This is a genomic window from Mesorhizobium sophorae, assembly GCF_002270415.1.
Taxonomy (GTDB): Bacteria; Pseudomonadota; Alphaproteobacteria; order Rhizobiales; family Rhizobiaceae; genus Mesorhizobium; species Mesorhizobium sophorae.
Genome location: NZ_NNRI01000008.1, coordinates 21202 through 34560 on the forward strand (window position 1 = coordinate 21202; position 13359 = coordinate 34560).

Genomic DNA, 13359 nt, shown 5'->3' on the forward strand with positions numbered 1-13359 from the left:
CCCGTTCCGGAATTTTTCGAGCAATCAAGGAGAACGAGATGACATTGAACTACACCCTTCGCCGAGGACTTTTGGCTGCAGCCTTCGCGATCAGTGCCGCTGTGCTTGTTCCGCTTCAAACCGCACAGGCCAAGGAAGCCAAAGCGAAAGCCGACATTATGCTGGTTGATCCCCACGACAAACAGGCCGCCCGCAACGTCGAAAACGTCCTCACGCTCTATCAAATGATGATCAACGAGGCCAAGGCGGAAGACGGTACTGCAAAGTATCTCGTCCCCGGTTACATCCAGCACAACCCGTTGATCGCCGACGGTTCCGTGGCGCTCGGCAAATACTTTGCTGGCGTCAAGTCGGCGCATCCCAGTGCTCATGTCGTCGTCCACAAGATCATCGCCGTCGGGGATTATGTGTTCGCCCACGTGAATTTTGTAAATCTGCTGACGGATGATCCCAACGATACGGGCGTCGCCGGCGTCGATATCTACAGGATGAACGCCGAAGGAAAGGCCGTCGAACACTGGGACACGCTGCAGATCGTCGGCGACCCGAAGAATTCCGCGCCTTGGATCGGCCAGAACATTCAACGCGCCAATCCGCAGGGCATGTTCTGAGGAGAACGGCTGACGTCGAGCAAATGCCTGCGCAGAGATTGCGCACGTTTGGTTGGCCAGCACAGCGAGGCTCGTTGGATGTCGATGCAACGCGGCGATCCGAACCCATCTTGGATCGCGAAAGTTTCACAAATCAATAAGGAACCTTAAGATGAAATACGCCATCCTTGGGTCGGGAGCCATCGGCACCGCGCTTGCCCGTCGCTTTGCCGCCTCTGCAATTGAGGTCTCCATTGCCAACACCGCCGGCCCGGAAAGCCTGGCCGGCTTGGTTGGAGAACTTGGTTCCCTGATTAAGCCGGTGACTGCCGTGGACGCCCTGCGAGCCGACATAGTCATTTTGGCGATCCCGTTCGACGCCGTGCCCGATGCCGTGAAAGCTGTCGACTGGGGCAACCGCATAGTGGTTGATGCCACGAACGCGGTCGACTTCCCGGCCTTCACGCCGCGCGACCTTAAGGGCCGCCTGTCGACGGAGCTCGTCGCTGATGCCGTCCTGGGCGCACGCGTTGTAAAAGCCTTCAACACGCTTCCCGCGGCCGTCCTTGGGGCCGATCCGGCGGTGCCCGGCGGCCGCCGTGTCCTGTTTGCCTCAGGCGACGAGCCATCGGCACGGGCCACCATTATCGACCTGATCGAGCGCCTCGGCTTCGCCGCAGTCGATCTAGGTGGTATCACCGAAGGCGGCCGTGCCCAGCAATTCGGCGGCGGCGTTGCCGCAAGGCAATTTGTTCAACTCGGATGACCAGCACTCGCCGATGATGGCAAGGAACGGTTGAGGAAGGCATCGACCGAATGACATCGGGCATCCACCACATCACGCTGGTTACACGCAAGGTCCAAGCCAACGTCGATTTCTATGTCGGCTTTCTCGGACTGCGTCTGGTCAAGCGGACTGGTGGTTTCGAAGACGCCGAGCAACTCCATCTATGCTACGGCGACAGCATCGGTTCGCCGGGATCTCTGATCACCTTCCTCGTATGGGAGGACGGATCACCCGGCCGGGTTGGCCTCGGCCAAGTCGCCGAAATTGCGCTATCCGTCGAGCCCCGCAGCATCGGCTTCTGGCTGACGAGGTCACTGCAGTTCGGACTGAATGCCAGCGGGCCAACGCAGGAATTCGGCGAGCCAGTGCTGCGGCTGACCGATCCGGACGGTGTAGCAGTCAAGATCGTGGGAAGCGCACTGCCCGCACATGCGTCACCGGCCGACAGCCGAGGAATCGAGCCGGCCGATGCAATCCGCCGCGTCCGTGGCGCAACGATTTTCTCGGCGGTTGCCGAGCAGACGTCGGCATTCCTGCAGGACTATTTCGGCTATCGCCCGCTCAAGCACGCCGGGGCCGTGCAGCGCCTCGTCTCGGACAGCGGGGATGTTGTCGATGTCCGTGATGCCGTCGGTTTCTGGCCAGGCGCGCCCGGAACCGGCGTGGTCGACCATATCGCCTTCCGCACGCCGGACATTGCTGCCCTGGATACGGTGGAGCGCCGACTTGCAAGCCGCAACTCCAGCGTCACCAATGTTCACGACCGCAAGTATTTCATATCTCTCTATGTCCGTGAGCCGGGAGAGACCCTGTTCGAACTCGCAACGGACGGACCCGGGATGACGATCGATGAACCCATCGAAACCCTCGGCTCTGTGCTCTTCGTTCCGCCTTCCGACGCCGAGCGGGCCGACGCCATCCGCACGCGGCTGCCGCAGTTTTCGATGCCTGGCGAAGATCGCATCCGGTATCTCGACCTGCCCTTCGTGCATCGGTTCCATGTGCCATCCGATCCGGACGGCACGACGCTCGTACTGTTGCATGGGACCGGCGGTAACGAGGCTGACCTGATGCCGTTCGCGGCCAGCCTGGCGCCGCGAGCCACCTTGCTGGGGGTACGCGGGCGCAGCGTCGAGGAGGGCACCTTGCGCTGGTTCCGCCGATTTTCGGCTACCTCGTTCGATCAAGCCGACATAGGGGCCGAGGCAGCCGCCTTTGCCGCCTTCATGGATGGCGCAATCAGCGGCTATCGGCTTCTCCCGGAGAAGCTGGCGTTCCTCGGATATTCCAACGGCGCCAACTTTCTGGCGGCGGCCATGCTGCTCCATCCATCCCTGGTCCAACGCGCGATCCTGCTTCGCCCCTCCTTGGTCCTCGAGGCCCGACCGGACGCGGATCTGTCCGGCTGCCGGATCGTGATGATCGAGGGGCGCGATGACCCCTATGCATCGCTTCTCCCCGGTCTTGCGGCGTTGCTGAGCGCGCATCATGCCACAGTGTCCGCCCTGACAGTGCCTGCTGGCCACGAACTGAGCGATGCCGATCTGCACGTCCTGGGATCGTTGATAGAAAACTGGCTTGCCTGATGCATGAACTGCGCTGCGAACTCATGGGGAGTTGTGACAGCGGTTGCGAGCATAGCGTCCACGACCTCGGCCCCCCATCGTCGTCGGAATGCACTGCCGCACAAGCTGGCGGCGTCGGCCTGGTCTACAGTCCTGCGGCCGTGTCCGCTCGGGCAGGCCCGACAGCCTCGGGTTGAAATTATAGCATTCACTATATTAGTGATTGCTTGACAAAATGCCTAACCTCTGGTTTCCTGATGTGCCGGGTATTGAAACAAGTTTGTTGCGTTTCCGGACGGTGTTCGCATGTCGACCTTGGTTGTCGCGGACCCGCGGGGGGTGTATCTCGCCGGTCTGGAATGGGTTCTGCGGAAGGCTGGGCACGATGTCGTCGCCCAGTGCCGCCGCCCTGTCGACATTGTCCCCAATGTGGAGCGCCATCGGCCTGATATTGTCATCGTCGGCCTGGATATCGCGGACCCGCGCATGGCCGGTATTTCCTCCCGGCTGAAGGCCTGCGACAGCGCTCTCGGCATCATCTTCATCGTGCAGCCAAACGGCAGGCTCGACATCAAGGAAATACAGGCGCTCGACGGCGACGGCCTGCTTCTGGACGGGATCAGCCATCGCTATCTTCTCGAATGCGTGAATGCGGTGGCGGCAGGCAAGAAATGGATCGACAACAAGATCGTCCAGCAACTGCTGATGCCAGAACCGCAGCACCAGCCGACGTCCAGGCTGACCGGGCGGGAGACCGAGATCGCCGATCTCGTCTCGCGCGGGTTGCGCAACAAGACCATCGCGCAACAGATGCATGTATCCGAAGGCACGGTGAAGATGCACCTGCATCATGTCTACGAGAAGCTGCATCTCGACGGCCGGGCTGAACTGGCCTGGGTGGCGCATGGCAAGGCGGCCGAGCGTCCAGGAACCGGCCTGCTCTGATCACCGCTCTCTGCTGGCATCGACATGGTGCGGCAACAGACCGCAAAGCCACCTGACGTATCGGCCTCGATGCCGTCGCGATCGCCGGCGGCGCCCGCGCCGGCCAGATCTATCGAAGGATATATATCGTTCGATCAGGTACGGGCATTCACCATAACCCTATCGAACCGGGAATGGACGCGCCCTCTTTATTGGCGGCACATTGAAGGATTGAGGGCCGCAAATTCAGTGGGCCAGAGGATGCGCTGGGGTGGGTGCATCCGGCATCTGGGGGCTGGGCCCCCATCACGCGATAGGGGATCACAGCCATGACCATCAGCTTTATTCTCAACGACGAGGCCGTCAACGACCAGACCACCGGGCTGCAAACCGGCGACAACGTCGACGATGCCTTTACGGATACCGATGTCGCGTACTCCGCTTTGCCGGCCTCGTTCCGGACCTATCTCGAATCAACTCTCGGGCTGAATTCCGCGTTCCCGGCCAGCATCGGCGTCGCGACCAAAACGAACTCGGTCACCGTCAACGCCACCGCCGGCTCCCAGCTCGTCGGCACTACGTTCACCGACGGCAACGGCGGCACCCTCAATGGCGATGATAGCGGGCTCAACACCCTCGGCGGCAAGGATATCCTGCTCTTCGCCGATGGGAACAACACCGTGATCGGTCGCTATGACAGCGATGGCAACGGTATTGTCAACAATCTAGACGCGATCGCCTTCGTCGTCTTCAAGCAGGACGCGATCAACGCCGGCGCGACCAGCGACCAGGTGACGTTCAACATTGTCACCTATGTTCCGATCTTCCATGGCGGCAACCCCAACCCGGACGACGCGGTCGATCTCGGGAACACCCTCAAGCTCGCGGCGAGCGAGACGCTCAACTTCGGCTTTGCCGGAGCGCCCTCCGGCAGCAACCTGTTCATGACCTTCGGCGATCCAAACTCCACCCAGATCGTGGTGATAGGGAAAGATCCATTGAACCAGTCCGAGGGCGGAAACATCTCGACCAAGGATGTGCTCAATATCAGCCAGGCCGGCAGCACCACCTCGTTCGGCGTCAACGGCAACGCGATCAACCCTACCGAGGGGGCGTACATTACCTACGTCTCGGGCACGAACACGAACTTCCTCGTGCCGAATCTGGACCAGAACGAGGCCGATGTCGAAGCCAACATCGACTTCCAGAATGTCGTCAGTGCGACGGGAGCATCCTTCACCGTCAACCAGACCAATCCGGGCATCGGACCCGTGACCGTCAAGATCTCTGCCTTCACCACCGCCGCGGAGTCGGGAGTGGGTTTCGTCGACGGACTCACCAACGACACGCACGTCGCCATCACGTCGTTCTCGCTGACCAACGTCGTCGTCAAGACAGGCAATACGCAATATACTCCGGCCGCCTCGATCGACGCCAACGGCGACTTGATCATCACAGGCCTAAGCAGCGGCGACACTGTGCAGTGGACGACAAGCGGAACCCATAATCGGGTGCTGATCGAAAACATCAGCAACGCGGATAGCGATCCCAGCAACGACAACAACACTTTCGACATAGGCGGCTTCGGCATCGTGACATCCAACTCCGCCTCGGAGTTCGTCGGCCAGCAGATCGTGATCGAAGATGACGGCCCGACGGCGGGCATCGTGCAGGGCGCTCCCACGGTGGCGCATGACGAGACCGCGGGCATCCAGGCAGATGCCGACGACACCACGGCACCCGCGGTTGTTGCCCTGTTTGCGGGCGTCAGCAATGTCAGCTCCGATCTGAGCCCGACCGGCTACGCGCAGGACCCAGGCGCGGTGGTGTCCTCCACCGGAAGCTCGTTCGGCGCCGACCAGGAAGGCGGCACGACGGCATTCTCGCTGGCGGTGTCCGCCGCCGGCGTGGATTCCGGCCTCGACACGACCGCCGGCACCAGCATCTTCCTGTTCAAGGAAGGTGACCTGGTGGTCGGCCGCATCGGCGGGGCCGCTGGGGCGGCGGCGTTCGCTGTCGCCATCAACAGCACGACCGGCGTCGTCAGCGTGGCGCAGTATGCCTCGATCCATCATCCGACCCCGGGAGCCAGCCACGACGAAACGGTGAACATCACCGACAGCGCCTTGCTGGCAGTGGTGACGGTCACCGACGGTGACGGCGACACAGCGACCAGTTCGACCGGTATCGGCGATGCCGTGCAGTTCCAGGATGACGGCCCGACGGCGGGCATCGTCCAGGGCGCTCCCACGGTGGCGCATGACGAGACCGCGGGCATCCAGGCAGATGCCGACGACACCACGGCACCCGCGGTTGTTGCCCTGTTTGCGGGCGTCAGCAATGTCAGCTCCGATCTGAGCCCGACCGGCTACGCGCAGGACCCAGGCGCGGTGGTGAGCTCCACCGGAAGCTCGTTCGGCGCCGACCAGGAAGGCGGCACGACGGCATTCTCGCTGGCGGTGTCCGCCGCCGGCGTGGATTCCGGCCTCGACACGACCGCCGGCACCAGCATCTTCCTGTTCAAGGAAGGTGACCTGGTGGTCGGCCGCATCGGCGGGGCCGCTGGGGCGGCGGCGTTCGCTGTCGCCATCAACAGCACGACCGGCGTCGTCAGCGTGGCGCAGTATGCCTCGATCCATCATCCGACCCCGGGAGCCAGCCACGACGAAACGGTGAACATCACCGACAGCGCCTTGCTGGCAGTGGTGACGGTCACCGACGGTGACGGCGACACGGCGACCAGTTCGACCGGTATTGGCGATGCCGTGCAGTTCCAGGATGACGGCCCGACGGCGGGCATCGTTCAGGGCGCTCCCACGGTGGCGCATGACGAGACCGCGGGCATCCAGGCAGATGCCGACGACACCACGGCACCAGCGGTTGTCGCCCTGTTTGCGGGCGTCAGCAATGTCAGCTCCGATCTGAGCCCGACCGGCTACGCGCAGGACCCAGGCGCGGTGGTGAGCTCCACCGGAAGCTCGTTCGGCGCCGACCAGGAAGGCGGCACGACGGCATTCTCGCTGGCGGTGTCCGCCGCCGGCGTGGATTCCGGCCTCGACACGACCGCCGGCACCAGCATCTTCCTGTTCAAGGAAGGTGACCTGGTGGTCGGCCGCATCGGCGGGGCCGCTGGGGCGGCGGCGTTCGCTGTCGCCATCAACAGCACGACCGGCGTCGTCAGCGTGGCGCAGTATGCCTCGATCCATCATCCGACCCCGGGAGCCAGCCACGACGAAACGGTGAACATCACCGACAGCGCCTTGCTGGCAGTGGTGACGGTCACCGACGGTGACGGCGACACAGCGACCAGTTCGACCGGTATTGGCGATGCCGTGCAGTTCCAGGATGACGGCCCGACGGCGGGCATCGTTCAGGGCGCTCCCACGGTGGCGCATGACGAGACCGCGGGCATCCAGGCAGATGCCGACGACACCACGGCACCAGCGGTTGTCGCCCTGTTTGCGGGCGTCAGCAATGTCAGCTCCGATCTGAGCCCGACCGGCTACGCGCAGGACCCAGGCGCGGTGGTGAGCTCCACCGGAAGCTCGTTCGGCGCCGACCAGGAAGGCGGCACGACGGCATTCTCGCTGGCGGTGTCCGCCGCCGGCGTGGATTCCGGCCTCGACACGACCGCCGGCACCAGCATCTTCCTGTTCAAGGAAGGTGACCTGGTGGTCGGCCGCATCGGCGGGGCCGCTGGGGCGGCGGCGTTCGCTGTCGCCATCAACAGCACGACCGGCGTCGTCAGCGTGGCGCAGTATGCCTCGATCCATCATCCGACCCCGGGGGCCAGCCACGACGAGTCGGTGAACATCACCGACAGCGCCTTGCTGGCGGTGGTGACGGTCACCGACGGCGACGGCGACACGGCGACCAGTTCGACCGGTATCGGCGATGCCGTGCAGTTCCAAGACGACGGCCCGACGATCACGGTGCCGTTCGACGGTGACCCCGGCACCCCAGCTATCGACCACGAGACCCTGCACAACGTGCTGAACGCAACGGCTACCGGAGCCTTCGGGTACGACATCGGCAAAGACAGTCACAACGCTGCATTCTACACGGGCGGTGGTTCCGACTTTGTCGACACCAACACAGGCCTCGCCGGTGTCCAGATCAGCTTGACCGGCACGGTCGATAACCCCGGCACCCCCGGCATTACCCAAGCGGTGGCGACACTGACGTCGGAGGACGTCGCCAGTGCAACGTTCACCTTCTCGTTCCACTATGACAAGGACCCGATCACGGCTGGCGTGCAGGATGCTACGGCGGGCGGCACCCTGACCTTCGACAAGGCCGCCGATACCTACAGCATCACGCTGACGGACCCGATCGACGGGTTCAGCTTCAACGTACTGCACACCTCCGAACTGTTGCGGAAGGCACCTCCCGGCAACACCGGACACCCGGAACTCGTGGTGACGGAACTTGACCTCAACAACGGTACGACCGACACCAACGGGTTCTATGTGCAGTTCACGGCGAACTCGAACCCTGCCGGCTCTCCTTTCGGCTTCAACGGCACGGGTGACGGCGCACCGGACGGACCGCCTCTCGACACTGCCTATAACAACGGCCAGTTCGTCACCAGCAGCTTCGAGGACTGGGTGTCCGCAACCCAATCCACGAACGGTGTCGCCGGTGACACGATCCAAAAGAACGAACTGCTGACGCTTCGGTTCTTCAACGAGAACATTCTCGGGGACGTGAACCCCGGTGCCCCCGGTGGTGGCACAGAGAAAACCACCCCGACAGACTCCGTGTCCGGCGTCGCCATCAAGTTCGACGGTATCGGGAACTCCGAGGATCTTATCGTGGTCCTCGACCTGATCGATGACAAAGGCACAGCATCCACCGCCGACGACGTCAAGACCACGAGGTCGATCATCGTCGAGAATCAAGACTTCTTCAAGCTTTCGACCGGTGGGGTGCCGTCCCCGTACAACAGCGAGTTCACGCTCGACAACAACGACGCGCTCCTCATTATCGAGAGCAACGACTACAACCTCGCCGCCGGTGAGAACTTCAAAATTCAGGGGATGCAGATCATGCAATCCGGCAACGGGCTGGCAGGATCTGCGATTAATCTGAACGGGATCACCGACAACCCCAACACCATCCCGATCGAAGGCGCAAGCAGTGGTACGCAAGCTTGGGAGGCGCAGGATAACGATGTCCTCAAGATCGTGGACATCGGCTTCGTGCAGACGACCTCCGGGACGTTGAATGCCAACCTCGACTTCGCATTCCAGATCGCGGACGCGGACGCCGATACGACGGGGACGCAGCACATACCCGTTGACGTCGTCGCCTGATCACTGAGCGACGGGAGGCAGCTAAAGTTGCCTCCCGCCATCTGCGCACGAAGCAGGATCCTGCAGAAAGGATGATTCTGCTGCACCACGCCAGAGATACAAATGATGAAATCCAACCAACAGCCCCCTGCCCTGCAAGTGGTGATGAAAGAGGCCAGACGTGCCATCCGGCCGCTTATCTGGTTCAGCGCCGGCATCAACGTGCTGATGCTGACCGGGGCGCTTTACATGCTCCAGGTCTACCACCGGGTGTTGTCCAGTCACAGCCTGGAGACGCTGGTGATGCTATCGCTGATGGCGGCAGCGGCGCTCGCCGCAATGGCGGGGCTGGAAGTGGTGCGCGGGCGCCTTCTGGCCAAGGTCGGATCGTGGATGAACGCTCGGTTGGCACCAGTTCTGCTGACCGCATCGGTGGAATATGCCGCCTCGGCGCCCGGGCATGCCAATGCCCGACCGCTGCGCGACCTCGATCAAGTGCGGAATTTCTTCACGAGCCCGAGCATCTTCCCTATCCTTGACGCGCCTTGGGCACCTCTGTTTTTCGCCGCCATATTCCTCATGCACCCTTGGCTGGGTTGGTTGGCGCTGGTCGGCGGGGTCGTACTCTTCGCCTTGGCGGTGCTCAACGAATACCTCACGCGCAAGCCTTTGACCGAGGCCGCAAGTGCACAGTCGCGGGCATACACGCAGGCTGAAGCTGCGATCCGAAACGCCGAGGTTGTGCAGGCAATGGGTATGCTAAAGCCACTGCTGGAGGGCTGGAAGGCGCAGCAGGACGAGGCGAACAAAGGACAAGTCCTTGCCGCCAACCGTGGCGGCGTCATCGCGGCCATAGCGCGTTGTCACCGGCTAGCCCTGCAAATGGCCATACTGGGCCTTGGTGCCTATCTGGTGGTTCGCAACGAGGCCTCAGCCGGCATCATGATCTCCGCCTCGATCCTCATGGGTCGCGCCCTGTCCCCAGTCGAACAAGCGATCGCCACATGGAAGGCCACGGTCGGAGCGCGTGCCGCTTACCGGCGTCTCACCGCAGTCGCCGGACAGCACCCGGAGGCCACACCGGTTCTGCCACTACCACGACCGAAGGGTCGGTTTGAGGCCGACGACCTCGTGCTTGCCCGACAGGGTGGCGAGCCGATTCTGAAAGGGATCAACTTCCGGCTCAATCCGGGTGAAGCAATGGCGCTGATCGGCCCGAGCGCGGCCGGCAAGACGAGCCTGGCGCGAATACTGGCCGGTGCCTGGCGTCCATCCGGGGGGCGTGCGTTGCTGGACGGCATGGACGTTGCCCAATGGGCGGCGGAGGACCGTGGTCATCATGTCGGTTACCTGCCGCAGGACATCGAGCTCTTCGCCGGTACAGTTGCCGAAAACATCTGCCGCTTCGCGCAGCTCAATCCGTCGGTCTTCAACAACGTGGTCAAGGCCGCGCAGTTGGCGGGAGTTCACGAACTGATCAAGGGGCTGCCCAAGGGTTACGCCACCGAGATCGGCGAATCCGGCGCGGTGCTGTCAGGCGGGCAGCGCCAACGCATCGGCCTGGCGCGGGCACTCTACGGCGACCCGCCACTCCTTATACTGGACGAGCCCAATTCCAACCTCGACCGCGATGGCGAGGACGCATTGATCGCAGCCCTCAGTGCGGTCAAGGTGGCGGGCACGACCATCGTCCTGATCGCGCACAGACCGAACATCCTGGAGAAGGTCGACAAGGTGCTGGTCCTCAACCGCGGCCAGCAAGACCTCTTCGGCCCGCGCGACTATGTCTTCAACGAACTCGCCAACCGCGCCCGCAAGGTGACCCAGATGCCAATGGGAGCCTCGCTGCCAACCCTCGAAGTGGTCAAGGAAGTCAAAGAAGCATGAGCCGTTCCCCAGACTTGAACGTCGTGCCGTTGCCCGTGCCGCCACCGTCCCTGCTGGAACCGGTACCCCTGCGACTGACGGGCGTGACGTGCACCGGGTTCGCGATCATGTTCCTGTTCTTCGGCGTCGCCGGCGGCTGGGCGGCGCTGGCACCGTTGGACAGCGCCACAGTGGCACCGGGCGTTATCAAGGTCGCCGGCGACCGCAAGCTCATCCAGCACCTCGAGGGCGGCATCATCGCAGAGCTAAACGCCGCCAACGGTGATATCGTCAAGGCGGGCAAGGTCCTCGTCCGGCTCGACGACACACAGGCAAAGACGCAGCTTGACCTGATCCAGAACCGGATAGCATCGCGCGACGCGCTGGCCGCGCGTCTCAGGACTGAGCGGGACGGCAAGGCGGAGATCGAGTTCGATCCGGCGTTGCTCGCAAACCCCGCTACCGCCGCAAGGGACGCGGTGGCCGCACAGCGTGACGTGTTCGCGGCGAAGCACCACAACTTGAAGGACGAGCGGGAAATCCTCAGCCAGCGCCATAACCAGATACAGGAAGAGATAAACGGACTGAAGGAGCTCATCGTCACCGAGGACAAGCAGATCGAGGCGATCGGGGGTGAAAGCAAAGACCTCGAGGGGCTGCTCAAGAAGGGGCTGACCACGCGCGAGCGGAACCTGTTGCTCAAACGACAACAGAGGGAGATCGAGGGGGAGCGCGCGACCAACACCGCGGCAATCGCTCGTGCCAGAAGCGCCATGGCCGAGATCGACATGCAAATCTTGAACCTCGGCACAGTGCGGCTGAACGAGGCCGTCGAGGAGTTGAGCAAGGTCGAGGCGGAATTGTTTGACCTCAGGCAACAGGAGCGTTCCGCCAAGGACGTGCTGACCCGTACCAATGTCGTCGCACCGGTTGACGGCATCGTCATGGACCTTAAGGTCCACACGACGGGCGGTGTCGTGAAACCCGGCGAGACATTGATGACAGTCGTCCCGCTCGGACAACAACTCGTGGTCGAGGCTATGGTCAAACCTGAAGATGTCGAGACGATCGCCCCCGGACAGCCCGCGCGCGTCAGCTTCCCGGCCTTCGCCCGCTACAACCTGCCGTCGCTCGACGGCGTCGTGGAGATCGTGTCGGCTGACCGCATGGTGGAGGAGCGCAGCGGGGTACCGTATTTCGCCGCAACCGTGTTGATCGACAAGAGTGAACTCGCCAAGCTGGAGGGCCGCAAGCTGCTGCCCGGCATGTCGAGCGAGGCGATGATCCGGACCGGTGCTCGCACCGTGCTTTCTTACCTCGCCGAGCCGATCACGCAGAACTTCCGCCGCGCGATGCGGGAAAAATAGCCATAGGCTGCCCGAAAGCCGTCAGCTGTTGAGATGCTTCAATTCAAACCTGGCGTCATCCTGGGTGTCTGACACGCCCTGTTCGGCGAACTGAAACATGTCCGCGAACTCCATCTCTTTCTCAAACATCACGCCGCCGACCTTGATGGTCAGGGCATCCTCGGTTCCCTTTGGTGCGAAATAGACTTGGGCGACACGAGTGCGGATACGCTCGCCGATTTCCTTGGCTTCTCCTTCGGTCGCGCCTGAGAGGAAGACCCCGAACATGGAAGTCCCTATGCGTCCAACCAGATCATCCGCGCGCACTGATGATTGTATGGTTGTGGCTATGAGCCGCAAAGCCTCGTCGCCCCATTCAAGGCCAAAGCGCAGGTTGATGGACCGTAGATGTTCCGAATGAATGACCAGGAAGGCGCCCGAGCGTGGTCCCGGCGCCGATGGCCTTGTTGCTCTTCTTTCGACCATCGACGTGAAGACCGGCCCGTTCAGACAGCCTGTCAACCTGTCATAGGTTCCGGACCTGTTGAGTTCCTGACGGCAGCTGCGGATTTGGATCTGCTGCCAGCCGATTAGTACGAAAAGCGGCAGACCAATGACCACGGGCAGCAGCACGGCTGTCATCATGCTGCGGCCGAACGGCGTGAACGCGTCGCTGAACAAGAGCAGATAGTTGAAGCCCAGAGAAAGGCCGAGGCTCCCGGCTGTTCCTAGAAAGGTCAGCCATGCGGCGCTTCTCCATGCCTGCGCGGAGGCGGTCGCTGTGGTTTGTGCCATTGGCTAATCTCCTGTCAGATCAGCCAGCATAGAGCCGGCGTACAGCATTTTCAGTTTCCGAGAAGCATACAATTTGAACTATGAGACCCGATACTGTTCAAGCAACCGGCTTGCCCCGGAAATTTGCGCCGTAAAGGTTAATCAATGGAATGCCGACGGCCGCTGAACAATCAACGGCGGCCTCGGCGAACG

At 62.5% G+C, this 13359-nt stretch carries 8 protein-coding genes; 7 read left to right on the forward strand and 1 reads right to left on the reverse strand.

Annotated features, from left to right (window positions below):
- The first annotated feature begins 38 nt into the window (after positions 1-38).
- The 7 genes from CGZ66_RS12395 (at position 39) to CGZ66_RS12425 (ending at position 12393) form a co-directional block, all read left to right on the forward strand.
- Entirely contained in the window at positions 39-611 is a 573-nt protein-coding gene (locus tag CGZ66_RS12395; RefSeq protein WP_245331087.1) for a nuclear transport factor 2 family protein, read from the forward strand.
- A gap of 151 nt (positions 612-762) precedes the next feature.
- Complete coding sequence (locus tag CGZ66_RS12400) at positions 763-1356, forward strand: NADPH-dependent F420 reductase (protein WP_095084445.1); 594 nt, start codon at positions 763-765, stop codon at positions 1354-1356.
- A gap of 50 nt (positions 1357-1406) precedes the next feature.
- Complete coding sequence (locus tag CGZ66_RS12405) at positions 1407-2963, forward strand: VOC family protein (RefSeq protein ID WP_095084446.1); 1557 nt, start codon at positions 1407-1409, stop codon at positions 2961-2963.
- A gap of 285 nt (positions 2964-3248) precedes the next feature.
- The gene (locus CGZ66_RS12410) at positions 3249-3887 is read left to right on the forward strand and encodes a response regulator transcription factor (RefSeq protein ID WP_095084447.1); all 639 of its coding nucleotides are present in this window, start codon (positions 3249-3251) and stop codon (positions 3885-3887) included.
- Positions 3888-4195: 308 nt separating this feature from the next.
- A complete protein-coding gene (locus CGZ66_RS12415) occupies positions 4196-9181 on the forward strand; it encodes a beta strand repeat-containing protein (RefSeq protein ID WP_095084448.1) in 4986 nt (1661 codons plus the stop codon).
- A gap of 105 nt (positions 9182-9286) precedes the next feature.
- Positions 9287-11047 carry a type I secretion system permease/ATPase gene (locus tag CGZ66_RS12420; protein ID WP_095084968.1) on the forward strand — a complete coding sequence of 587 codons (1761 nt, stop codon included), beginning with the start codon at positions 9287-9289 and terminating at the stop codon, positions 11045-11047.
- Positions 11044-12393 (forward strand): HlyD family type I secretion periplasmic adaptor subunit, encoded by a 1350-nt coding sequence (locus CGZ66_RS12425; protein WP_095084449.1) that lies wholly within the window; start codon positions 11044-11046, stop codon positions 12391-12393. Before CGZ66_RS12420 ends, CGZ66_RS12425 begins: the two co-directional genes overlap by 4 nt.
- Before the next feature lie 21 nt (positions 12394-12414).
- On the opposite strand, the gene CGZ66_RS12430 is transcribed toward CGZ66_RS12425, so the two are convergent.
- Positions 12415-13167 carry a GGDEF domain-containing protein gene (locus CGZ66_RS12430; RefSeq protein WP_095084450.1) on the reverse strand — a complete coding sequence of 251 codons (753 nt, stop codon included), beginning with the start codon at positions 13165-13167 and terminating at the stop codon, positions 12415-12417.
- Positions 13168-13359: the final 192 nt, after the last annotated feature.

Excerpts from the sequence above, each read along its gene's own strand:
- CGZ66_RS12395 (WP_245331087.1), top strand. The coding sequence starts at position 39 with ATGACATTGAACTACACCCTTCGCCGAGGACTTTTGGCTGCAGCCTTC.
- CGZ66_RS12400 (WP_095084445.1), top strand. The coding sequence starts at position 763 with ATGAAATACGCCATCCTTGGGTCGGGAGCCATCGGCACCGCGCTTGCC.
- CGZ66_RS12405 (WP_095084446.1), top strand. The coding sequence starts at position 1,407 with ATGACATCGGGCATCCACCACATCACGCTGGTTACACGCAAGGTCCAA.
- CGZ66_RS12410 (WP_095084447.1), top strand. The coding sequence starts at position 3,249 with ATGTCGACCTTGGTTGTCGCGGACCCGCGGGGGGTGTATCTCGCCGGT.
- CGZ66_RS12415 (WP_095084448.1), top strand. The coding sequence starts at position 4,196 with ATGACCATCAGCTTTATTCTCAACGACGAGGCCGTCAACGACCAGACC.
- CGZ66_RS12420 (WP_095084968.1), top strand. The coding sequence starts at position 9,287 with ATGAAATCCAACCAACAGCCCCCTGCCCTGCAAGTGGTGATGAAAGAG.
- CGZ66_RS12425 (WP_095084449.1), top strand. The coding sequence starts at position 11,044 with ATGAGCCGTTCCCCAGACTTGAACGTCGTGCCGTTGCCCGTGCCGCCA.
- CGZ66_RS12430 (WP_095084450.1), bottom strand. The coding sequence starts at position 13,167 with ATGGCACAAACCACAGCGACCGCCTCCGCGCAGGCATGGAGAAGCGCC.